Consider the following 24,617-nt stretch of genomic DNA (forward strand, 5'->3'; position numbering starts at 1 on the left):
GTGGTGCGGCGGGCGGGAGCGCACGTCGGGTCAGTGGACGACCCGGGAGTCGGCGCTGAGCCGGTACTCCCGCGACCTGCGCAGATCACGGGCGATGTTGAGGCGGCGCAGCCACCGGTCGGTGCCGTCGAACCGGGCCTGGAAGGGCTTCCGCCCGTGCACCACCTGGTAGTTGTCGAGGAAGCAGATGTCACCGGGGGTCAGCACCACGCCGGACATGGCGGTGTCGATCGCCTCGCCGATCCGGTCGAGCGCCTCCTGCTCCTCCCCCTCGTGCTGCCCCTGCATGTAGTAGGGGTCGATGACGAGGTAAGGGGACTCCGGATCGCCGAAGAGGACGGCGACGGGCTCGGGCTCCTTGAGCGCCCGCTCCACCCGCTCCCGGGCCTGCTCGTGCAGCCGGGCCTCGCGCGGGGTCAGGACGCGGCCGGACCCGGCGGCCTCGGGCCGGTGCGAGTCGTCGGGGAGGATGCGGAAGCGCTTCTCGCCGAGCAGCCGGCGGGTCGCCTCGTCGAGCTGGATGTCGGCGACGTCGGCGACGGTGGTCTCGGTGCCGTCCGGGTTGCGCAGGCACATGAGGCCGAGGTAGTCGGTCCGCAGGTGGTGGAAGGCGTCCTCGGTGTGCCAGGTCAGCGTCTGGGCGCTGCCCCAGCCGATCTGGTCGTGCTCGTACTTCTCGACCGGGTAGATGTCGTGCATGATCCGGCCGTCCTGCTGGGTGGCCCAGCCGATCGGGTCGCCGAGCAGGCTCGCGATCAGGAAGAAGGCCAGGTCCTGGTGGTGCGAGGGCGAGAGGGACGGGGCCGAGGCGTGGTCGGCCGGGGTCGGGCCGAGGCTCGCGTCGTCGACGGTGAGGCCGGTGACGACCAGGGCCCCGGACTTCTCGGTGAGCCGGAAGTCCTCGAGTTCCCGGCGCACCCCGCGCGGCAGTTCCTGGGCGTACAGGCGGCTTTCCCGCAGGAACTCCGCGGACTCCACGGTGGCGTACCTGGCCGCCAGCTCCGCGCAGAGTTCCTGGACCGCCGAGACCTCGCGGTCGTCGAGCTGAAGGACGTGCATGGTGCGGGTTCCCCCCTGTCGGTCGGACTCCGGCCGCGCACGGGCCTGTAGTCCACACATTCGATTCCCGTGCCTTTGGAGCCTCACCGATGTGTCGATCCCGTACCAGTCCCTTGAACGAGGAGTGAAATTGCCCCACCTCCGGCGCCGATCTGCCGCCGGGACGACATGTGGGCGAAATGTCCCGGCAGGGGACCGCACATCTCCGACACCGGGCCGCCGGCCTCCGGGCGTACGGGAAGGACCCGGCAGGCGGCCCGGGAACGGGCTCGCGTCCTGCCAGGTCCTTCCGTGCCGCGTACTGCCGGCTCAGTCGTCCAGGGGCTCCAGGACCGAGGGGAAGCGGCGCAGCGAGGGGCTGAGCATGCTGACCGCCGCCACCGCCGCGAAGGCCCCGGCGCAGACCAGCACGGCGGTGCGGCCCTCGCCGCCCCAGGTCATCAGCAGGCCGCCAGCGAGCGGCCCGAGTGCCCCCGCGCCCCCGGAACAGAACGCGGCCACGGAACTCAGGCGGCCCCGCAGCTCGTCGGGGGCCACCGTCAACTGGTACGCCATGACGGCCGTGTTGGCGGGAGGTGCGAGGAAGCCCGCGACGCCCAGCAGCGCGCCGAGGGCCAGGCCGGTGGGGACCACCGCCATCAGCGCGGTGGCGCCGGTGGCCACGACGGCGAAGCCCAGAACGAGGACGCGCGGGCGCAACGCCTCGTAGAGCTTGCTCGCGCACAGGGCCCCGAGCAGGCCGCCCGCGCCCAGGAAGGCCATCATCATGCCCATCTCGCCCGGGTCCACGTCGTCCTCCCCGGAGAGCACCAGGATGATGACGAGCAGGGCGTTGAAGACCAGGTTGACCGCCATCATCCAGACCATGGTGTCCCTGATGACGGGGTTACCCAGAATCCACCGGACGCCCACCATGATCCCGCCGGAGTTCTCGGCGCTCCCGCCCGTTCCCGGCCGCGGCCCCGCGCCGGCCTCGGAGGCGGGTCCGGGTGCCGGGGCGCGGCGTGGCGGCAGCCGGAGCATGATCAGCGCGCCGAAGGAGAGCGCCAGCATCACGGCGGTGGTCAGGAACGGGCTGAGGGGGTGCACGGTGAAGAGGAAACCGGCTGCGGCCGGGCCGACGAGGGTGGCGACGAACGGGCGCGCCGCGTTGCGGGCGAGCGCAGCCGGCAGCTGCGCCTCAGGGACGACCTGCGGCACCGCGGCGTGTTCGGCCGGTTCGAAGACCGAGCCCAGCACCCCCTCCAGCACGATCACCACCATCACGTGCCAGAAGGAGTAGTGGCCGAGGGCGAGCGCGAGGGCCAGGCTGCCCATGCACAGGGCCCGCAGCCCCTCGCAGACCAGCATCACCCGGCGGCGGTTCCAGCGGTCGGCGACGACCCCGGCGGGCAGGGCGGCGAGCATCTTCACCGCGGCCAGCACCGAGCTGGCGAGGCCCATCTGGAGCGGCGACCCGGAGTGCGCGATGATCAGCAACGGGATGCCGATCATGGCGAGTTCGAAGCCGAGTTCGGAGAAGAGCTGACTGGACCAGAGGATGTTGTAGTTGCGGTTGCGCCCGAGCGGGGGCGGTGCCGCCGGGGCTTCGACGTGCTCGTCGTCGGGGCGGGTGATCGTCACTCTTCATCACCGATCAGTGGTCGTGGAGCCGGGCCACGCGGCCGGACACCTGGAGGTGGCGGATCCGTCCGTCGGCGGCCGGGGCTCCGGGCGCGCGCAGGAACCGGCCGCGATGGACGAGGGGACCGCCGGAGCGGGGACGCAGGGCGAACCGCAGACCGGCGTCGCACTCCAGGGCGTACCGGCCGTGCGGGCCGACGCCGAGCCACACCCCGTCCGCGTCACGGCCGACGGTGTAGTCGAGGTCGCCGTTGACGTACCGGCCGAGGCAGGCGTCGGGTACCGGGGCGGCCGGGCCGAGGCCGGCGGAGCCGGTCACCGGGTGGTCGGCCACCTTGACGCCGCGCGCCCGCAGCTCCGTCAGGAGCGCGCCCCACAGTTCCTGGCCGGTGTCGGCGTTGGTGGTCAGGGCGACGACGGTGCCCGCGGCCGGGTCGAAGCGCAGGTGGCAGCTGGTGCCGTCGCCGGTGCCGTCGTGGCCGAAGCTCTCGGGGCCGTCCCCGTCGTACCGGGCCCAGCCGAGGCCCCAGCCGTCCGCCATGCCGTAGGGCCCCGCCACGTCGGGGCCGAGCGGGTCGCGGCACATGGCGGCGACGGTCTCCGCGTCCAGCGGGCCGGGCCGGGCGTCGTGCAGGAACAGCCCCGCGAAGGCCGCCAGCCCCTCCGCGCCCAGCGCCAGGTCGCCCGCGGGCGCCTCCGCCGGGGGGCCGGGCTGGTACTCGGCGAGGACGGCCTGCCCGTCGGTGCGCCGGACCACGTGGCCGAGCACGCCCGGCGGACCGCCGATGCCCGCGGGCAGCCCGAGCGGCCGCAGCAGCATCGTCCCCAGCGCCTCGGCCCAGCTCATCCCGGTGGCCTGCTCGATGAGGCGGCCGATGAGCAGGTAGCCGATGTTGGAGTAGGAGAAGGCGCTGCCGGGCTCGGCCACCAGGGGGAAGCGCCGCGCGGACCGGGCGGTCCAGCGCTCCAGGCTGTCCAGGTGCGGGTCGTCCTCGGCCGGGTTGGCGGCGAGGCCCGCGGTGTGGCTGAGGAGCCGGCGCGGCGTGATGCCCGGGGCGTCCGGGGCGTGCGGCACCTGCTCGGCGAGGGGCGCGTCGAGGTCGATGTCGCCCTCTACGGCGAGGGTCACCGCCAGCGCCGCCGTGAACGGCTTGGTCAGCGAGGAGAGGGGGAACGCCGTGGCCGGCGTGACCGGGCGGCCACCGCCGACCGCGGTCTCACCGGTCGCGGCGCACGCGACGCTCCCTCCCCGGCCTACGACGAGCTGGGCGCCGGGCACCCGGTACCGGCCGGTCAGCCCGGCCAGCAGGGCGGTGAGTTCGGCGTCGTCCATGGTTCATCTCTCCTCTCCGTGGCGGGCCGCGGCGCGCAGCAGCCCGAGGTGCTCCGCGGCCAGCCGCTCGACGGTGGCGCGGTGGTGCACGGTTTCCGCGTAGTACCAGGTCAGCCGCAGGCGGCCGCCGGAGACCGCGCCCACCACCTCCAGCAGGTGCCCCTCGCGCGCCGCGGGGCTGCGGTCGAGGCCGACGGGCGGGCCGAAGGCGTGGAAGAGGCCCTCGGGGTCGTGCGGCAGGTCGGTCTGCCCGTGGTAGTTGAAGACGACCTCGGCGCCGGGGCCCCCGGGCACCGCGCCGCCCTCGGCCAGCCGGCGCAGCGCGCCGTGGCCCAGGCCGTTGCCGGGCGTGGCCCGCAGCCCCCGCCGGACCGCCCTGGCCAGCGCCTTCCAGTCCTCGGGGGCGCCGGAGCCGGCCTCCTCGCCGGGCAGGTCCAGGGAGACCGGGTAGAGCGTGGTGAACCAGCCCACGGTGCGGGAGAGGTCGACCTCCTCGAAGAGGTCCTCCCTGCCGTGGCCCTCCAGGTCCACCGTGACGGCGCGCTGCCCGGTCCAGCGGGCGAGGACACGGGCCAGCCCGGCCAGGACGAGGTCCCGGGGCGCGGCCCGCAGCAGGCCGGTGGCCCGGTGCAGCAGCAGCTCCGTCTCCTCCTCGCCGAGTTCGGCGAGGACGGTGCGTACCTCTCCGTGCCGGTACTCGCCCGCGCGGTCGCGCGGCAGCGGCGCCGGCTCGGGGAGCCCTCGCCAGTGCGGCAGTTCCGCGTCGAAGCCCCCGGCCCGCGTGTGGTCCCGCAGCCGGCGGGCCCACTCCTGGAAGGAGGTGGTGCGCGCGGGCAGCCGGACCGGCTCCCCGGCCCGGAGCTGGGCGTGGCCGGTGGCCAGGTCGTCCAGGAGGACGCGCCAGGAGACCGCGTCGACCACCAGGTGGTGCACGGTCAGGAAGAGCTGCCGCCGCCTGCCGGGGCCGAGGTCGAGGAGGAGGGCGGACCAGAGGCGGCCCGCGGCGAGGTCGTGCCCGGCGTCCGCCTCGGCCGCCAGCCGCTCCACCGCCGCCCACCGCTCGTCCTCGGGCAGCGCGCTCAGGTCGTGCCGTACGAGGGGCACCTCGCCGGGCGGCCCGGGGTCGATCCGCTGCCGCCACCGCGTGCCGTCGTGGGTGAAGCGTGCCCGGAGCATGTCGTGACGGACGGGCAGCTCGGCGAGGGCGGCGGCGAGAGCCTCCTCGTCGGCCCCGTCCGCCAGCTCGGCCAGGACGGACTGGGTGAAGTGGTGCGGGTGGACCGGGTCGGCGTCGAGGAACTCCTGCTGCATCGGGGTGAGCGGCAGCTCGCCGGAGACGGGCCCCCGCTCCTGGTCCGCGTCCTTCCCGGCCGGGGTCACCACGGTGGCCAGCCCGGCGACGGTCGGGTGCAGGAACAGCTCCCGGGAGGTGAGGCGGAACCCCGCCTGGCGTACCCGGTGCACGGCCTGGAGGGAGAGGACGGAGTCGCCGCCGAGGTCGAAGAAGTTGTCGTCGGCGCCGACCCGCTCCCGTCCGAGGACCTCGGCCCAGATCTCGGCGAGGACGCGCTCGGCCCCCTCGGCGGGGGCGCGGTACCCCTCCTCGGGCCCTTCGGCGGACTCCGGTTCGGGAAGCCGGGCACGGTCCACCTTGCCGCTGGCGGTCAGCGGGAGTTCGTTGAGGACGGCGACGGCCGAGGGCACCATGTAGGACGGCAGCACGGCGCGGCAGGCGTCGCGCACCCCGGCCGGCGCGAGGTGGTGGCCGGGCAGGGCCGTCACGTGCGCCACCAGACGCGGGGCACCCGTCGCTCCGGGGCGTACGGTCACGATGGCGGAGCCGGTGCCGGGCAGGGCGGCGAGGACCGCCTCGATCTCCCCCGGCTCGACGCGGTACCCGCGGATCTTCACCTGGTGGTCGGCGCGGCCGAGGAACTCCAAAGTGCCGTCCGGGCGGCGCCGGGCCCGGTCGCCGGTGCGGTACATGCGGGCGCCGGGCGGGCCGGAGGGGTCCGCGCAGAAGCGCTCGGCGGTGAGCGCGGGCCGCTTCAGATAGCCGCGTCCGAGCTGGCCCCCGGCGAGGTACAGCTCGCCCGGCGTCCCGTCCTCCACCGGGCGCAGGTACCGGTCCAGGAGGTGGGCCCGGGTCCCGGTGAGCGGGCGGCCCAGGTGGGGCGCGGCGTCGGCGGTGACGGGCGCGTACAGCGTCTCGACGGTGCACTCGGTGGGCCCGTAGGTGTTCTCGCCCAGGACCCCCTCGGCCTCGGCGAGCCGCGTCCACAGGGCCTCACCCACCGCCTCGCCACCGAGGACGACCCGGCCGGGGCGGTGGCCGCCGGGCCGGAGCAGACCGGCGGCGACCAGCTGTTCGGCGAAGGTCGGGGTGATCTCCAGGTGGTCGACGCGGTGGTCGCGGACGTAGCGGACCAGCGCCTCGGGGTCGCGGCGCGTCAGGTCGTCGACGACGTGGAGTTCGCCGCCTCCGGCCAGGACGAGCAGGCCCACCACGGAGCTGTCGAAGGCGAAGGTCGCGGTGAGGGCGGCGCGCGGGCGCCCGTCCGGGGCGCTGCCCGGGTAGCGGCCGGCCCGGACCGTCAGGTGCTCCTCGGCCAGCCGGGCGAGGTTGCGGTGCTCGACGACGACGCCCTTGGGGCGGCCGGTGGAGCCCGAGGTGTAGATGACGTACGCCGGGTCGCGCGGGTCGGCGGGGGCCGTCCGTACGGCGTCGGTGAGGGGGGCGGCGGACAGCCCCGCCAGCTCGGCGGCGAGCGCCGGGCCGGCCGGGTCGAGGCTCGGCACCGCGCCGGCCCAGGCGCCCGCGCCGGGCCCCAGCAGCAGCGCCGGCTCCGCGTCGGCGAACTGGTGCGCCAGCCGCTCGGCCGGCTGCTCCGGGTCGTACGGGAGGTAGGCGGCGCCCGTCTTCAGCACGGCGAGGAGGGAGACGACCGTGGCGGCGGTGCGGTGGCCCGGGACGGCGACCAGCCGCTCCGGGCCGATGCCGCGGGCGGCCAGGAGCCTGGCCAGCCGGTTGGCGCGGGCCTCGGCCTCGCCGAAGGTGAGCCGCTCGCCGGCGGCCACGACCGCCGGCGCGTCGGGACGCAGCGCGGCCTCCCGCTCGAAGCGGGCCACCACCCCCTCGGCGGGGAGCTCCCCGGGGCCGCCTCCGGCCGGCGCGGTGCGCGCCGCCGCGGGCGGGCCGACCGGTACGTCGGTGAGACGGCGGTGCTCGGTGAGCACCCCGCGCAGGAGCGCCTCGAAGCGTTCGGCGAGCCGGTCGACCGTGGAACGGTCGAAGAGCGCCGTGCTCCAGCTGATCCCGGCGGTGAGCCGGCCGTCCTGCTCGAAGAACTCGAAACCGAGGTCGTAGCTGACCTGCGAACCGACCAGCGGGACGGGTTCGGCCGCCAGTCCGCCGAAGGACAGGTCGCCCCCGGGTCCGCTCTCCAGCGCCACCGACACCTCGGCGAGGGGGTTGCGGCTGGCGTCGCGCTCGGGCCGCACCTCCTCCACGACCCGGTCGAAGGGCACCTCGGCGTGGTCGAACGCCTCCAGCACCGTCGTCCGGGCCCGGTCCAGCAGTCCGGCGAAGGAGAGCGCCTCGTCGACCTCGGTGCGCAGCACCACGGTGTTGACGAAAAAGCCGACCAGGCCGTCCAGTTCGGGCCGGCCGCGGCCGGAGACGGGGGTGGCCACCGCGATGTCCGACTGCCCCGTGATCCGGGAGAGCAGCAGCTGGACGGCGGCGACCAGCGCCATGAACAAGGTGGCGTCCTGGGACCGGGCCAGCTGCCGCACCCCGTCCACCACCGCCGGGTCCAGGTCCACCATCGTCAGCGCGCCCTCGGCGGAGCGGACGGCGGGCCGCGGGCGGTCCACCGGAAGGGCGAGCGGCGCGGTCCCGTCGAGCCGCCGACGCCAGTGGGCGAGGTGCCCGGCGTACTCGGGCCCCTCCAGCCGGGTGCGCTGCCAGGCGGCGTAGTCGGCGTAACGGACCGGCAGCGCCGGCAGCAGCAGGGGCTCGCCGCGCTCGGCCGCCGCGTACGCCGCTCCCAGTTCGGCGGCGATCAGGTCCATCGACCAGCCGTCGGTCGCGATGTGGTGCATGACCAGGACGAGCAGGTGTGTGTCGTCGTCGAGACGGACCAGGTGGGCTCGCAGGACGGGCGGCTCCCCCAGGTCGATGGGCTGCTCCAGCTGGTCCCGCAGGTATGTCCGGGCCGCCTCCTCGCGGGCGTCGGCCGGCAGGTGGGAGAGGTCGGCGTGGACCGGCTCCACGGGCTCGGGTGCCAGGACCACCTGGGTGGGCCGCCCGTCCACGGTCCGGTAGACCGTGCGCAGCGGCTCGTGCCGGCCGGCCACGTCGGTCAGCGCGGTCCGGAGCACGTCCGGGTCCGGCCGGCCGCGCAGGCGCAGCGCGAGAGCGGTGTGGTACTCGCTGCTCTCCGGGGCGAACTCGTGGAGGAACCACAGGCGTTGCTGGCCGGAGGAGAGCTCGGCAGGCTGTTCCGGATCGGTCGGGACCGGCCCGGAGCCGCGTCCGGGCGCGCCGCTCGCCGTGCCGTCCAGCCGCTGGGCGAGCCCGGCCACGGTGGGGGTGTCGAAGAGCTGCCGGGGCGAGACGGCCACCCCGAGGAGGGCCCGCATCCGCGAGATGACCCGGATGCTCATGACCGAATCCCCGCCCAGTGCGAAGAAGTTGTCGCTCCGGCCGACCCGTTCCAGGCCGAGCACCTCCGCCCAGATCTCCGCCAGTACCGCTTCGGCTCCCTCCTGCGGGGCCTCGTAGGCGGTGGTGGTCTCCAGCGGCCGCGCCGGGGCCGGGAGCATCCGGCGGTCGACGGTGCCCGCCGGGGTCATGGGCAGCTCCGCCAGCAGGGACAGCGCCGAGGGGACCGCCGGCGCCGGCAGCAGCGCCGAGGCGTGGGCCCGGACGGCGGCGAGGTCGGGGGAGCGGCCCGACCGGGGCACGAGGTGGGCGACGAGGCGGCCGACGCCGGCGGCGTCGGGGCGTACGACGGCCGCGGCGGCGGCGATGTCGGGGTGGCGGGCGAGGGCCGCCTCCACCTCCCCGAGTTCCACCCGGAAGCCGCCGATCTTGACCTGGTCGTCGGCGCGGCCGACACACTCCAGGTCACCGTCGGGGCGCCGCCGGACGAGGTCGCCGGTGCGGTACATCCGGGCGCCGGGGACACCCGCGAACGGGTCCTCGGGGAAGCGTTCGGCGGTCAGAGCGGGCCGGTTGAGGTAGCCGCGGGAGACGCCGTCACCGCCGATCCAGCACTCCCCGACCACCCCGGCCGGGACCGGGCGGCGGTCCCGGTCCAGCACGTAGATCCGGGTGTTGGCCAGCGGCTTCCCGATGGGGACGTGGGCGCCGTCGACCGGACGGCCGGGGAGCAGTTCGAAGGCGGTGGAGTCGACGGTGGTCTCGGTGGAGCCGTAGGCGTTGGCCACCAGGGTGCCGGGGCCCAGTCCGGCCCGCACCTCGGCGGCGGAGTCCACGGGCCACCCCTCGGAGCCGACGAGCAGCACCTTCAGGTGGTCGGCGCGCACCCCGGACCAGCCCAGTTCCTGCACCACCGCGCGGGCCAGCGTCGGGACGGTGACCATCAGTTCGGCCCGGCTGCTCAGCAGGAGGGCGGTGAGGGCCACGGGGTCGGCGACCGTCTCCGACGGGCAGATCACCATGGTGCCGCCGAAGAGCGCGGAGAGCAGGAAGTCGGCGAAGAAGAGGTCGACGGAGAGGCTGGAGACCGAGAGCACGCGGGGTTCCAGGGCGCTCAGGCCGTAGCGGGCGTCCCAGGCGTGCACCATGTGGTGCAGGTGCCGGTGCTCGACCATGACGCCCTTGGGGCGGCCGGTGGTGCCGGAGGTGTAGATGACGTACGCCAGGTCGTCCACGGCCGGACCGCCGGGCGGGGCGGTGGCCGGGCGGTCCGCCCACTGTGCGCGGTCGCGGTCCAGGCAGACCGGGACGGCTCCGGACGCGGCCGTCCTCGGCAGCAGTTCCTCCTCGGTGACGACCAGCTGGACGGCCGCGTCCTGGAGCATCAGGGCGAGCCGGTCCTCGGGGTAGGACGGGTCGAGCGGGACGAAGGCACCGCCCGCCCGACCGACCGCCAGCAGGGCCGTGACCGCGCCGGTGCCCCGTCCGGCGCAGACCCCCACCAGGACCCCGGGGCCCACGCCCCGCTCCACCAGGTGGTGGGCGAGCCGGTTGGCCTCGGCGTCGAGCTGGGCGTACGTCAGTTCGCCGGTGCCGCACCGGACGGCGACGCGGTCGGGCGTCCGGAGGGCCTGCTCGGCGAAGAGCTCCGGCACGGTGCGCGGGGCCGGGAAGCGGGCCGCCGTGTCGTTGCTGCCGTGCAGCAGGTGCGCGGTCTCCTCGTCGGAGAGCATCGGCAGCAGGTGCAGCGGCGTCTGGGGAGTGGTGACCAGGGCGTCCAGCAGGCGGTCCAGGTGGCCGGCGAGCCGCTCCACGGTCGTCTCGCCGAACAGGTCGGGGTCGTAGCCCAGGGCCAGGGTGAGCTGGTCGCCGGCGTGGGCGGTGAGGGTGAGCGGGTAGTTGGTGTGCTCGTCGCTGCGGTAGGTGCCGATCCGGATGCCCTGCTCGGTGGCGCCCTTCTCGTCGTACGGGTAGTTCTCGAAGACCACGATGGAGTCGAAGAGGCGGGTCTCGCCCAGTCCGCTCCAGCGCTGCACGTCGGCCAGGCCCGCGTACGCGAAGTCGCGGGCCTCCGCCTGTTCCTCCTGGATACGGCGGAGCCAGGTGAGGGCGGGGCCCTGGTCGCCGACGGGGACCCGGACCGGGACCGTGTCGATGAACAGGCCGATCATCGCCTCGGCGCCCGGCAGCGAGGTGGGGCGGCCCGAGACGGTGGCGCCGAAGCAGACCTCGTCCTCGCCGCTGTAGCGGGCGAGCAGCGCGGCCCAGGCCCCCTGCACCAGCGTGTTGACGGTCAGCCGGTGGGTGCGCGCGGTCTCGTACAGCCGCTGCGAGCGGTCGAGGGGGAGCACCACGCGCCGCTCACGGGAGGAGCGGGTGGAGTGGGCCTGGACGGGGGCCCGGTCGTACGGCAGCGGGGTGGCGCCCGTGAAGCCCTTCAGCGTCTGCCGCCAGTACCGCTCGGCGGCGGCCGGGTCCTGGGCGAGGAGCCAGCTCACGTACTGCCGGTAGGGCGGGCGGGCCGGGGCGGGCGCGCGGCCCGCGGTGCCGGCCGCGTACTCCTGGAAGACGTCGGAGAGGACGTGGGAGAAGCTCCATCCGTCGACCATCATGTGGTGGGTCGACCAGAACATCTCGACCGAGGTGTCGGTGAGCCGCACGACGGTCAGCCGCAGCAGCGGGACCGAGGTGAGGTCCAGGCTGCGGCCGACGCGCTCGTCCCAGTAGCGGTCGAGCGCCTCCTGCCGCTCGGCGGCGGGCAGCCCGCGCCAGTCGAGTTGCGTCACGGGCACCTCGACGTCCCGGTGCACGACCTGGACCGGCTCGGGCACGTCCTCCCAGACCACCGAGGTCCGCAGCGCCGGGGTGCGGTCCACCACGCGCTGCCACGCCCGCGCGAGGGCCCGCGGGTCGGCGACGCCGTCCAGGCGCACGCCGAAGTGGCCGGTGTACATGTCCCGTTCCGGCTCGGACAGGGAGTGGAAGAGCATGCCGCTCTGGGCCGGGGTCAGCGGGTAGACGTCCTCCACCGTCCCGCCGCCGGTCACCGTGTCCACCTGCACCTGGTCGAGCCGGACCAGCGGGAAGTCGGAGGGCGTGGCGCCGCCGCTGCCGGGCTCGGCGCAGTGCCGGACGATCTCCCGGAGCGCCTCGGCGAAGGCCCCCGCCATCCGCTCGACGGTCCGCGGGTGGTGCCGCGCGGACGAGTACGCCCAGTCGAAGCGCAGGACGCCGTCGGCGACGTATCCGTTGACCTCGATGAGGTACGGGCGTTCCTGCCCGGGGGCGCGCTCCCTCCCCTCGGTGTCGAGCCGGGCGCGGACCAGGCCGCCGGGGGCTTCGCCCGTGTCGAGGCGCCCCAGGTAGTTGAAGCTGATCTCGGGCTCCCCGGCACCGGCCAGGGGGCCGTCGGGTCCGGAGAGCCACCGCAGCGCGCCGTGGCCCACTCCGTGGGAGGGGACCGCGCGCAACTGCTCCTTGACGGCCTTGAGGACGGTGGACCAGCCGGCGCCCGCGTCGGCGCTGAGCACCACGGGGTACAGGGTGGTGAACCAGCCGACGGTGCGCGACAGGTCGAGATCGGCGAAGAGGTCGGCGCGGCCGTGCCCCTCCAGGGCGACCGGTACGGCGTCGTGGCCGGTGGCGTCGGCGACGGCCCGCCACACCGCGCTCAGCAGCAGGTCGTTGGCGCGGGTGCGGTAGGCGGCGGGTGCCTGGCGGAGCAGGGCCTCGGTCTCCTTGGGGGTGAGCCGGACGGTGACGGAGCGTTCGGTGGCGACGGTGTTGGCGCCTTCGAGGTCCACCGGGAGCCGGCCCGCCTGGGCCCGCGCGGCCTCGACGGCCTTCCAGTACGCCACCTCCTCGGCGAACCCGCCCGCGGCGGTGTGCTCGCGCAGCCGCACGGCCCACTCCTGGAAGGAGGCGGTCCGGGCGGGCAGCTCGACGGGCCGGCCGGAGCGGGCCTGCGCGTACCCGGTCTCCAGGTCCTCCAGGAGGACGCGCCAGGACACCACGTCGACCACCAGGTGGTGGGCGGCCAGCAGGAGCCGGGCGGGGGTGCCGGGGCCGGTGAGGAGGTGGGCCCGCAGCAGCGGCCCCTCGGCGAGGGGGAAGCCCTCCTGGATCCGGGCCGCCGCCTCGGCGACGGCCGCCTCGCGCCGCCCGGCCGGAAGCCCGCCCAGGTCGGTGCGGGTGAGCAGCGGGCCGTCCTCGGTCTCGGCGATGCGCAGGCGCCAGCCGTCCCCGCCCGGCTCCGCGCGCAGGCGCAGGCCGTCGTGGTGGGCCGTCAGGGCGGTGAGGACGGTGCGCAGGGCCGCCTCGTCCGGCTGCTCGCCCAGTTCCAGCAGCATGGTCTGGTTGAACCGGTCCAGGCTCGCGTCGAGCCGCTCGAAGAACCACCGCTGGACCGGGGTGGCGGGCAGGGGCCCGCTCACCGGCCCGCGCTGGAGCGCCGGGGTGCCGGGGTGCGGCGCGGCGGCGTCGGCGGCCGCGGCCAGTTCGGCGACGGTCTGGAGCAGGAAGGTCTGCCGCGCGGTCAGCGCCACTCCGGCGTCCCGGGCACGCGAGACCACCTGGAGACTGAGGATGGAGTCGCCGCCGAGGTCGAAGAAGTTCTCCTCGACACCGACCTGGTCGACCCCCAGCAGCTCGCACCAGATGCGGGCGATCACCCGCTCGGTCCCGGTGCGCGGGGCCACCCCCGCCGGGCCCTGCTCCCGGCCCGGGTCGGGCAGGGCGCGCCGGTCGATCTTCCCGTTGGCGTTGACGGGCAGGGCGTCCAGGTGGACGAAGGCGGACGGCACCATGTACTCGGGCAGCAGGCCCCGGGCGTGGTGGCGCAGCGCCGCGGTGTCCGGGCCGCTGCCGCCGGTCACGACGTACGCCACCAGGCGGCGCACGCCGCGCGTGTCCTGCCGGACCGTCACAGCGGCGGCCTGGACGCCGGGACACCGGGCGAGCACGTCCTCGATCTCGCCGGGCTCGATGCGGAAACCGCGCAGCTTGACCTGGTCGTCGGTCCTGCCCAGGTACTCGACGCTGCCGTCGGGCAGCCAGCGGGCACGGTCGCCGGCCCGGTACATGCGGGCGCCGGGGGCGCCGAAGGGGTCGGCGACGAAGCGTTCCGCCGTCAGCCCGGGCCTGCCGAGGTAGCCGCGGGCCAGGCCGGCGCCGGAGAGGTAGACCTCGCCCGGGACGCCGGCCGGCACCGGGCGCAGGAAGCGGTCGAGCAGCCGTACCCGGACGGCGGGCAGCGGGTGCCCGATCGGCACCGGGCCCTCGCCGAGGCGGGCCGGGTCGAGCGGTCCGGTGACGGTGGCGCAGACGGTGGTCTCGGTGGGGCCGTAGGCGTTGAACATGCGGCGGCCCGCCGACCAGAGCCGGGCCGTCTCCGGCGGGCAGGCTTCGCCGGCGACCGCGAGGGTCATCCCGGCGGGCAGCTGCCCGGGGTCCATGGCGGTGAGGGCGCTGGGCGGCAGGGTGGCGTGGGTGACGGCGTGCCGGGTCAGCACGGCGGCGAGGGGGTCGCCGGGCAGCAGTTCGTCCCGGTCGGCGACGACCAGCGCGCCACCACTGAGGAGGGCGGTGGCCAGCTCGTAGAAGGCCGCGTCGAAGCCGGGCGAGGCGAACTGGAGCACGCGGGAGCCGGGGCCGGCACCGATGGCGCCGCCGAGGCCCGTCACGAGGCCGTGGACGCCCTGGTGCGTGACGAGGACGCCCTTGGGGCGGCCGGTGGAGCCGGAGGTGAAGATGGCGTACGCGGGATGCCCGGCGAGCGGCGCCGTCCCGGGCGGTCCTTCGGGCTGCGCCGCCAGTGCGGCGGTGGTGGCGGGGTCGTCCAGCGCCAGGGCCGGGGCGCTCGGGGCGAGGCGCTCCACCTGGTCCTGGGTGGTGACGAGCAGCGAGGGGCGGGCGTCGTCCAGGATCAGGCGGAGCCGGTCGTCGGGGTGGGAGAGGTCCAGCGGGAGGTGGGCGGCCCCGCACTTGAGCACGGCGAGCACGGTCACGACCGCCTCGACGGAGCGGGGCAGGCCCACCGCCACGAGCTGTTCGGGTCCGGCGCCGCGCTGCGCCAGGAGGCGGGCCAGCCGGTCGGCCCGCCGGTCGAGTTCGGCGTAGCTGAGCGTCTCCCCGTCGGAGACGACGGCGGGGGCGAAGGGGCGGGCGGCGACCTGCTCGGCGAAGAGTTCGGGCACGGTCGCCACGCGGGACGCGGCCCGGTCACCGTGGTCGCCCCACTCGGTGAGGATCCGGCGCCGCTCGTCCTCGTCGAGCGGGGAGACCTGGTGGAGCGGGACGTGCGGGGCGGCGGCGATCCTCTCCAGCAGCCGGACGAGGGCGGTGGCGAGGGTCCGGGCGGTCCGTGGGGTGTACAGGTCGGTGTTGTAGCTGAGGGAGGCCGCCAGTTCGCCGTCCCGCTCGGTGAAGTCGAAGGCGAGGTCCATGCTGGAGGTCACCGAGGGGGTGGGCAGCTCGGAGAGGCGCAGTTCCGGCGGCGTGGTGAGGGCCCCGGGCGGGTTGTGGAGGTTGACGGCCACGTCGACGAGGGCCGGGCGGGAGGGATCGCGCTCGGGGCGGAGTTCCTCGACGACGCGCTGGTAGGGCACGTCCTGATGCTCCAGCGCGTCGAGCACCGTGGAACGGACGGAGTCGAGCAGCGCGGTGAACGGCCGCGACTCGTCGACGGAGGTGCGCAGCACCAGGTTGTTGACGAAGAAGCCGGCCATGCGCTCCGTCTCGGGCCGCTCACGTCCGGAGACCGCGGTGGCCACCGCCACGTCGGTCTGCCCGCTGCGGCGGGACAGCAGCAGTTCGACGGCGGCGGTGAGCGTCATGAACACGGTCGCCCCCCGCTCCTTGGAGAGCGCGCGCAGGCGGTCGGCCAGCGGCGCCGGCACGGTGAACGGGTGCAGGGCCCCGGCTCCGCTGCGTACGGCGGGGCGCGGCCGGTCCGTGGGCAGGTCCAGCGGCTGGAGCCCGTCGAGCCGCTCCCGCCAGTGGCCGAGTCCTCGGCGGGCACCGGGCCGGGCGAGGCGCTCCCTCAGCCAGACGGCGTAGTCCGCGTACTGGACGGGGAGTTCGGGGAGGGCGGCGGGCTCGCCGCGGGTCTCGGCGGTGTAGTACGCCATCAGGTCGCCGGTGAGCACCCCGGCCGACCAGCCGTCGGTGACGATGTGGTGCAGGCTCAGCACCAGGGCGTGCCGCTCGGGCGCGAGGGCGACCAGCAGGGTCCGCAGCAGGGGGCCGCGCCGCAGGTCGAAGGGGGTCCGGGCCTCGTCGAGGAGGAGGCGGTCGAGGGCCGGGCCGCGTTCCGGCGCCGGCAGATCCGTCAGGTCGTGGAGGTGGAGCGGGGGGTCCGCGACGGGCCGGGGGAGCTGCCGGCCGACGCCGTCGCAGGAGTCGAAGACGGTGCGCAGCGCCTCGTGGCGCGCGGCCAGCCGCCGCAGGGCGGCGCTCAGGGCCCGCCGGTCCAGCGGGCCGTCGAGCCGCACCCCGTGCAGGACGTTGTACTCGATGCTGTCCGGGTCGACCTCGTGCAGGTACCAGAGGCGCTCCTGCGCGGGGGAGAGGGGCGCGCCGTCCTCCCGGGCGGCGGCCGGGATGGTCTCCGGCGCGCCACGGTCCTGGGCTCGGCTGCCGAGGCGGCTGCGCAGCTGCTCCCTGAGGTGGGCGGGGAGAGCCGCGATCCGCTCCTCCCGCGATGCCGCCGTGCCGTCCGCAGTCTCATGCCGCGTCATGCGTGTCGCCTCCGACCAACTCTTCGAGGGTCTTCAAGATCTCTTCCTCGACGGCCTCGGCCAGCGCCCGCACGCCGGCCCCGTCGAAGAGGGCGCGCGGCGGCAGGTCCACGCCGAACACGCCGGATATCCGGGACATCAGCCGCAGGGCGGTGACGGAGTCCCCGCCGAGCTCGAAAAAGCCGTCCTCGACGCCGACCGGCCCGCTCCCCAGCACCTCCGCCCACAGCTCGGCGAGCGTCTGCTCGGTGGGGGTACGGGGCGCCACCGGCGCTCCGGTGGCCGGTGCGGCCGCGGGGGCGGCGCCGGGTGCCGGGGCGGCGCCGGCGCGGGGGCGGACCGCCGCGCCGATCTCGCCGACGGTGCGGTGCGGGTCGCGGGCGATCTCGGTCAGCACCGTCTCCAGGTCGTCGAGGAGGCCGCGCACCGTCGCCGCCGTGAAGAGCCTGGGGTCGTGGTGGAGCACCAGGGTGAGCCCGTCCGCGGCGTAACCGATGAGGTTCAGCGGGAAGTTGGTGCCGCTGTCCGCCTGGATGTCGACCAGTTCGAGGCCGAAGTCGGAGACGAGTTTCTGGTCGAAGGGGTAGTTCTCGAAGATCACCACGCTGTCGAAGAGCTGCTCCTCGCCCCGCGCCCCGGCCCAGCGGCGCAGCTGGTGCAGGGGGGCGTGCTCGTACCGCCGGGCCTCGGCCTGCTGCTCCTGGAGCGCCCGCAGCCAGCCGTCGAACGGGGCCCGCGCGTCCGCCCCGGTCCGGACCGGCAGGGTGTTGATGAAGAGGCCGATCATGTCCACGACGCCCTCCAGCTCGGCCGGGCGGCCGGCCGAGGTCGCGCCGAAGCAGACCTCGTCCTGGCCGCTCCACCGGCTCAGCAGCAGCGCCCACACCCCCTGGACGAGGGTGTTCATGGTGACGCCCGCCCGCTTGGCCGCCGTGTGCAGGGCGGTGGCGTCGGCATCGCGGACGCGCAGTTCCGCGCGGGCCGAGGAGGCGGAGGTGTGGCCGGCGGGCCTCGGGTGGTCGTAGGGCAGGGGGGTGGGTGCCGTCCAGCCGGCCAGGGCCCGCCGCCAGTGCCGCTCGGCCTCGGTGTGGTCCTGCCCGAGCAGCCAGCCGACGAAGTCCCGGTAGGGGCTCGGGGCGCGCGGGGTCCGCTCGCCGCCGCGGGCCAGGGTGCCGTACTCGGCCAGCACCTCGGCGAGCAGGCGCATGGCACTCCAGCCGTCGAGCAGGGCGTGGTGGAAGGTCCAGAACAACTGGACCCGGTCGTCGCCGAGCCGGGCGACCGCGAACCGGGAGAGCGGGGCCGTGCCGAGGTCCAGGCCCCGGGCGCGGTCCTCGGTGAGGTACGCGGTGGTCGCCTCCCGGCGGCCGGCCTCGTCCAGGTCCCGCCAGTCGAGGGTGGTCACGTCGATCCTGGCGTGCCGGCGGACGACCTGGAGGGGTTCGGGGACTCCTTGCCGGACGATCGCGGTGCGCAGCACCGGCGTCCGGTCCACGATCCGCTGCCAGGCGGTGGCGAGCAGGTCGGGCCGGGCGACACCGGCCAGCTCGATGTGGTTCTGTTCCAGGTAGAGGCCGCGGTCGGTGTCGAGGAGGGTGTGCAGGACCATGCCGCTCTGCATCGGCGTCAGCGGGTAGACGTCCTCCACGTCGCGGCCGTCGCCGACCAGGCGGTCGACGGTCTCCTGGTCGATGCGGGCCAGCGGGAAGTCGGAGGGGGTGCGGCCGCCCACGCCCGGTGCGGCGCAGTGCGCCACCAGTTCGGTGAGGCGTTCGGTCATCCGGTGGGCCAGCCGCTCGACGGTGGCCCGCCGGTGCACCCCCTCGCCGTACGACCAGGTGAACTCCAGCCGCCCGTCGCGGACCGCGCACACCACGTCGATCAGGTGCATGCGGGGGCTGTCGGGGTCCTGGTGGAGGCCGATGCCGGAGACGGAGCGCAGCGGGCCCTCCGCGCGGCTGCCGCCGAAGCGGCCCAGGTAGTTGAAGCTCAGCTGCGGCAGGGGCTGTTCGGCCAGTTCCCGTACGCCCGCCGTGTACCGCAGCGCGCCGTAGCTGAGTCCGCGGCCGGGGACGGCGCGCAACTGCTCCTTGACGGAGCGCAGCAGGTCGCCGGGGCCCTGGGCGGGGGAGGCGGTGAGGGCGACGGGGTAGTAGGAGGTGAACCAGCCGACCGTGCGGGAGAGGTCCTCGTCCTCGAAGAGGTCCTCCCGGCCGTGGCCCTCCAGGGCGATGACCACGCGGCCGCGGCCGGTCCACTCGGTGAGGACCGGGGCGAGGGCGGCCAGCAGGACGTCGTTGATCTCGCTGCGGTAGGCCGGCGGCACGTCACGCAGCAGGGCGGTGGTGGTCTCCTCGTCGAGGCCGGCGGTCACCTCGCGGGTGCCGGAGACCGGGTTGGGTTCCTCGCTCTCCCGCGGCAGGACGTCGGCGTCATCGGCGAACATGCCCTCCCAGTACGGCAGGTCGGCGTCGAAGCGCCCCTCACGGACCGCCCGCGCGAACCGGTGCGACCAGGCGGCGAGCGGGGTCCCGGCGGATTCCAGCACGACGGGCCCGCCGGAGGCGGCCTGCGCGTAGGCGCTCTCCAGGTCCTCCAGCAGGACGCGCCAGGAGACGCCGTCCACCACCAGGTGGTGGACGACCAGCAGGAGCCGGGCGGAGCCGGAGCCCGACAGGAGGAGCACGGCGCGGACCAGCTCGCCGGTGCGCGGGTCGAGTGCCGCGTGGGCCCGAGCGGTCTCGGCGCGGACCGTCTCCTCGTCCGCGGCCTTCGCGCGGCCGCTGAGCGGGACGACCCGCAGCAGCTCCGCCCCGGCCCCGGCCCCGTCGGGCGCCGGGTACTGGAGCCACCGGCCGCCGGTGCGGGTGAAGCGTGCCCGCAGGATGTCGTGGTGGCCCGTCAGCGCCTCCAGCGCGCGGCGCAGCGCCTCCTGCCGCGGCTCCCCGGCCCACTCGACCGTGACGTACTGGTGGAAGGCGTCGCGCCCCTCGGCCCGGTCCAGGTAGAGCCGCTGGACGGGGAGGACGGGGGCGGGCCCGGACGGGTGGCCGGCCGTGCCGGGGGCGGTCTCCTCGCGGGCCGCGTGCGGGGCCAGGGCGGCGACGGTCTGGTGGCGGAAGATGTCGCGGGAGAGCAGCCGCAGGCCCGCGCGGCGGGCGCGGGCGACGACCTGGAGACTGAGGATCGAGTCCCCGCCGAGGGTGAAGAAGTTGTCCTCGACGCCGACCCGGGGCAGGCCCAGGACCTCCGCCCAGATCCCGGCGAGGGCGCGTTCGGTCTCCGTGCGCGGGGCGACGTGCGCGCCCGGCGCCCCGCTCCCGGGGTCGGTGGCGGCCAGCGCGCGCCGGTCGATCTTGCCGTTGGGGGTCAGCGGCATCGCGGGCAGCACCTCGACGCGGGCGGGCACCATGTAGCCGGGCAGCAGTTCCCGGGTCCGGGCGGTCAGTTCCTCGGGCCGTACGGTCGCTCCCTCCTCGGGGACCGTGTACGCGACCAGGCGCCCGGCGCGGCCCGGCACCTCCTCGACCAGGACGGCGGCCTGCGACACCTCCGCCAGCCCGGCCAGGACGTTCTCGATCTCGCCGAGTTCGATGCGGAAGCCCCGCAGCTTCACCTGGCTGTCGATCCGGCCGAGGTAGTCGAGCGCACCGTCCGGGCGGTACCGCACCAGGTCACCGGTGCGGTACATGCGCGAGCCGGGCGGCCCGAAGGGGTCGGCGACGAACCGTTCCGCGGTCAGGCCGGGGCGCTGGGCGTACCCGCGCGCCAGTCCCTCGCCGGCCAGGTGGAGTTCACCGGCGACGCCGGTGGGCACCGGGCGCCCGTGGCGGTCGAGCACGTAGGCGGAGCTGTTGTCGACCGGGCGGCCGATGGCCGGGGCGCCGCCGTCCCCGGCGGGGTGGGTCTCCCCGGCGGTGGCGACCACGGCGGACTCGGTGGGGCCGTAGTTGTTGACGAGCCGGAACGGCAGTCCGGCGGCCGGGGGGCGGTGCAGGGTGTCGCCGCCGGTGAGCAGGGTCCGCAGGTGGGTGCCGGCGACCGCGGGCTGTTCCAGCACCACTTCGGCGAGCGGGGTGGCGAGGAAGCAGACGGTGGTCCGCCGCTCGGTGAGCCACTCCACCAGCGCGGCCGGGTTGCCCAGGACGGTGTCCGAGGGCAGGTCGATCCGGGCCCCGGCGGTGAGCGCGGGCCAGATCTCCCAGACGGCGGCGTCGAAGCCGAGCCCCGCGGTCTGCGCGGTCCGGTCCTCGGGCCCCACCTCGTAGACGTCGACGTGCCAGGCGCAGAGGTCGGTCAGCGCGCGGTGCGGGACCATCACGCCCTTGGGCGTCCCGGTGGAGCCGGAGGTGTAGACGAGGTAGGCGAGGTGGTCGGGGCCGGCCTCGGCGGGCGGTTCGGTGGCGGGCCGTTCGGCGATCTGCCCGGCGTCCCGGTCCAGCAGGACCGCCCGGCAGGTGGTGCCCCGGGGCAGGCCGTCGACCAGCTCCGAGGTGGTGATCACGACGGGGGCGGCGGTGTCCTCGACGATGAAGCCGAGCCGCTCGGCCGGCAGGCCCGGCGCCAGCGGCACGTACGCCCCGCCGGCCTTGACCACGGCGACCATCCCGACCAGCAGCTCCGGGCTCCGTTCGAGGAGGAGGGCGACGGGTACGTCCGGTCCGACGCCGAACGCCCGCAGGTGGTGGGCGAGGCGGTTGGCGCGCCGGTCCAGCTCGGCGTAGGTCAGCTGCCGGTCGGCGGTGGCGACGGCCACGGCGTCGGGGCGCAGCGCGGCCTGCCGGGCGAAGAGCTGGTGCGCGGCGAGCGCGGGGCGCGGGCGCCGGGGCCCGCGCCAGCCCGCCAGCAGTTCCCGGTGGCCCTCGCCGGTGAGCAGGGGCAGTTCGGCGACGGGCCGGCCCGGCTCGGCGACCGAGGCGGCGAGCAGCACCTCCAGGTGTCCGGCGAGGCGTTCGACGGTCGACGCGTCGAAGAGGGCGGTGCCGTACTCGATCATCACGTCGAGCGCGTCGTCGCGTTCGGTGAACTCCAGCGTGAGGTCGAGCACCGCCGCGGTCCTCGGCACGGGGAGGCGTTCGGCGCGCAGGCCCGGCAGGGAGAGGCCGCCGCCGGGCGCGTTCTGGAGGACGACCAGCGCCTCGACGAGCGGGGTGCGGCTGGCGTCGCGCTCCTCGCGGAGTTCGTCGACGAGGCGCTCGAAGGGCACGTCCTGGTGGCCGAAGGCGTCGAGGACCGTCTCGCGCACCCGGTCGAGGTGGTCGCGGAAGCTCGCGGTGCCGTCGACCTCGGTACGCAGCACGACGGTGTTGATGAAGGCGCCGACGAGCCCTTCGAACTCCTCGCGGTCCCGGCCGGAGACGGCCGTTCCCACCGCCACGTCGCTCCGGCCGGTGAGCTTGGCGAGGAGCACCTGGGTGGCGGCGGCCAGGGTCATGAAGAGGGTGCCGCCCCGCTCGGCGGCGACCGCGCGGAGCCCGGCGACCAGGTCGCGGCCGAGGGTGAAGCGGTGGGCGGCGCCGGCGGTGGAGCGGACCGGCGGGTGCGGCCGGTCGGTGGGCAGCTGGAGCGGGGTCACCCCGTGCAGCCGTTCCCGCCAGTGGGCGAGGTGCGCGGCCCGCTCCGGGGAGTCGGCGTGCCGCCGCTGCCAGGCGGCGTAGTCGGCGTAGCCGATGTCCAGCGGCGCCAGTTCCGGCGCGCGGCCCTGGAGGCGGGCGGTGTAGAGGGCACCGAGTTCGGCGACGAGGAGGTTGGTGGACCAGCCGTCGGTGGCGATGTGGTGGACCCCGATCGCCAGGACGTGGTCCCGGTCGGCCAGCCGGACGAGCAGGGCGCGCAGGACGGGGCCGCGCCGCAGGTCGAAGGGGCGCCCCGCCTCGGCCTCCAGGAGGCGGGCCAGTTCCTGTTCGCGCTCGGCCGCCGGCAGGCCCGTGAGGTCCGCCCGCTCGGTGGCCGGCCGCAGGGAGCCGGCCGGGTGCACGGTCTGGAAGACGCCGTCCTCGTCGGTGTCGTAGGTGGTCCGCAGCGGTTCGTGGCGGGCGAGCAGGCCGGTGAGGGCCGCGTCCAGCGCCTCGGCGTCCAGGGTGCCGCGCAGCCGGAAGGCGGTGTGCACGTTGCCGGCCGCACTGTCGGGAGCGAACTCCTGGGCGAACCAGAAGCGTTGCTGGGTGAAGGAGAGCGGCAGCCGCTCCCGCCGGTCGACGCGTTCCACGGCGGCCCCGGCCCCGGGCGCGGGCCCGGTGAGGGCGGGCTCGGCGGCGAGTTCCCGGACGGTCCGGGCGCGGAAGAGCGTACGGACGGGCAGTTCGGCGCCGAGGACGGTCCGCAGCCGGGAGAGGACCCGGACCATCGACAGGGAGTCACCTCCGATCTGGAAGAAGTCGTCGGTGGCGCCGACCTCCTCGACCCCGAGCACCTCCCGCCAGACGGCCGCGACGACGCTCTCCGTCCCCTCGGCCGGCGGGACGAGCGCGGCGTCGACGCTGTGCCGCCGGGCGGGGGCGGGCAGGGCGCGCCGGTCCAGCTTGCCGTTGGTGGTGAGCGGGAAGCGTTCCATCGCGACGAAGGCGGACGGCACCATGTACGCGGGCAGGGTCCGCAGCGCCTCGTCCCGCAGGCGGGACGGTGACGGGAGGGTGCCGCCGTCCTCCGCCGGCACCAGGTAGGCGACGAGGCGCCGGTCGCCGGGCCGGTCCTCGCGGACGAGCACCTGCGCCTTGCCCACGGCGGGGTCGCGCTGGAGGGCCGCCTCCACCTCGCCCTGCTCGATCCGGAAGCCGCGCAGCTTGATCTGGTCGTCGCCCCGCCCCAGGTACTCCAGGCCGCCGTCGGCCCGGGGGCGCACCAGGTCGCCGGAGCGGTACATGCGGGCGCCGGGCGCGCCGAACGGGCAGGCGACGAACCGTTCGGCGGTCAGGCCGGGGCGGTTGGCGTAGTTGCGGGCGAGTCCGGGCCCGGTGACGTACAGCTCGCCCGCCGTCCCCGGGGGCACCGGCCGCAGGTCCTGGTCGAGGACGTGGAAGCCGAGGTCCGCCAGGGGTTCTCCGACGAGACTGCCGTCGGCGCCCGCCGCCAGGGCCCGGTCCAGGGCCAGGAAGGAGGCGTGCACGGTGGTCTCGGTGATGCCGTACATGTTGACGAGGACCGGCGCGTCCTCGGCGTGGCGGGTGTACCACTCGTCGAGCCGGCCGAGGTCGAGGGCCTCACCGGCGAAGACGATCCGCCGCAGCCCCAGCCGGGACCCGGTCCGCGGGTCGGCGCGGTCGGCCGCCATCAACTGGTAGAAGGCGGAGGGGGTCTGGCTCAGGACGGTGACCCGCTCGTCCGCCAGCAGCCGCAGGAAGTCGCCGGGGGACCGCGTCACCTCCTGGGGGACGACGACGAGCCGCCCGCCGTGGAGCAGGGCGCCCCAGATCTCCCACACCGACACGTCGAAGGCGAAGGAGTGGAAGAGCGACCACACGTCGTCCGGGCCGAAGCCGTACCAGTGCTCGCTGGAGGAGAAGAGGCGGGTCACGTTGTGGTGCGGCACCACGACGCCCTTGGGGCGCCCGGTGGAGCCGGAGGTGTAGATGGCGTAGGCGGGCTGCCCGGCCGACCGCCCCGGCGGCACCATCCGCTCCCCCGCGCCGTCGTCGGGCCCGGTCCCGGTCGCCTCGCCGTCGCCGTCGCCGTCGAGCAGCAGCCAGGGCGTCGCGGTCTCCGTGGTCTCCAGCCCCGCGCGCACCTCGGTCGTGGTCACCGCCAGTACCGCGTGGGCGTCGTCCAGCACGTACCCGACGCGCTCCGCCGGGTACTCGGGATCGATCGGCACGTACGCGGCCCCGGTCCTGAGGACGGCGAGGATCGCCACGACCAGCTGGGCCGAGCGCGGCAGCAGCAGGGCCACGAACCGCTCGGGCCCGGCTCCGGCGGCCGCCAGGCGCCGGGCCAGCGTCTCGGCCCGCGCGTCGAGTTCCGCGTACGTCAGGGACTCGTCGCGGAAGGTCAGCGCCGTGGCGTCCGGCGTGCGCGCCACCTGCTCGGCGAACAGGTGGTCCAAGCAGCGGTCGTGTGCCACACCCATCGAACAGCTCCCTCTCGGACCGGGCTGCCGCCCACCGCGGCCTCGTCACCGTGCATCCGTTCGAGAGTCTTACGGCGGCCTTCCTGGCGATCCATGTGTTTGACTCGTCCGCTAAACAGGTCCGCCGGGCCCCGGACG

At 75.6% G+C, this 24,617-nt stretch carries 5 protein-coding genes; all 5 read right to left on the reverse strand.

Features of this window, described 5'->3' with window-relative positions:
• Positions 1-30: 30 nt before the first annotated feature.
• Positions 31-1,059, reverse strand: coding sequence for a guanitoxin biosynthesis L-enduracididine beta-hydroxylase GntD (gene gntD, locus IF45_RS0116670; protein ID WP_030308142.1), 1,029 nt, complete (start codon positions 1,057-1,059; stop codon positions 31-33).
• Between the two features lie 309 nt (positions 1,060-1,368).
• Complete coding sequence (locus tag IF45_RS0116675) at positions 1,369-2,682, reverse strand: MFS transporter (RefSeq protein WP_078842883.1); 1,314 nt, start codon at positions 2,680-2,682, stop codon at positions 1,369-1,371.
• Between the two features lie 13 nt (positions 2,683-2,695).
• A complete protein-coding gene (locus IF45_RS0116680) occupies positions 2,696-4,015 on the reverse strand; it encodes a serine hydrolase domain-containing protein (RefSeq protein ID WP_049978124.1) in 1,320 nt (439 codons plus the stop codon).
• A 3-nt stretch (positions 4,016-4,018) separates the two neighbouring features.
• Positions 4,019-16,417 (reverse strand): non-ribosomal peptide synthetase, encoded by a 12,399-nt coding sequence (locus IF45_RS0116685; RefSeq protein WP_051720703.1) that lies wholly within the window; start codon positions 16,415-16,417, stop codon positions 4,019-4,021.
• Positions 16,404-24,479, reverse strand: a complete 8,076-nt coding sequence (locus IF45_RS0116690) for a non-ribosomal peptide synthetase (RefSeq protein ID WP_051720704.1) — start codon at positions 24,477-24,479, stop codon at positions 16,404-16,406. Before IF45_RS0116690 ends, IF45_RS0116685 begins: the two co-directional genes overlap by 14 nt.
• Positions 24,480-24,617 lie beyond the last annotated feature (138 nt).

This window comes from Streptomyces albidoflavus (genome assembly GCF_000719955.1).
GTDB classification, from domain to species: domain Bacteria; phylum Actinomycetota; class Actinomycetes; order Streptomycetales; family Streptomycetaceae; genus Streptomyces; species Streptomyces albidoflavus.

Bases quoted from the DNA above. Each gene is read 5' to 3' on its own strand.
- gntD (WP_030308142.1), bottom strand. From the start codon at position 1,059: ATGCACGTCCTTCAGCTCGACGACCGCGAGGTCTCGGCGGTCCAGGAA.
- IF45_RS0116680 (WP_049978124.1), bottom strand. From the start codon at position 4,015: ATGGACGACGCCGAACTCACCGCCCTGCTGGCCGGGCTGACCGGCCGG.
- IF45_RS0116685 (WP_051720703.1), bottom strand. From the start codon at position 16,417: ATGACGCGGCATGAGACTGCGGACGGCACGGCGGCATCGCGGGAGGAG.
- IF45_RS0116690 (WP_051720704.1), bottom strand. From the start codon at position 24,479: ATGGGTGTGGCACACGACCGCTGCTTGGACCACCTGTTCGCCGAGCAG.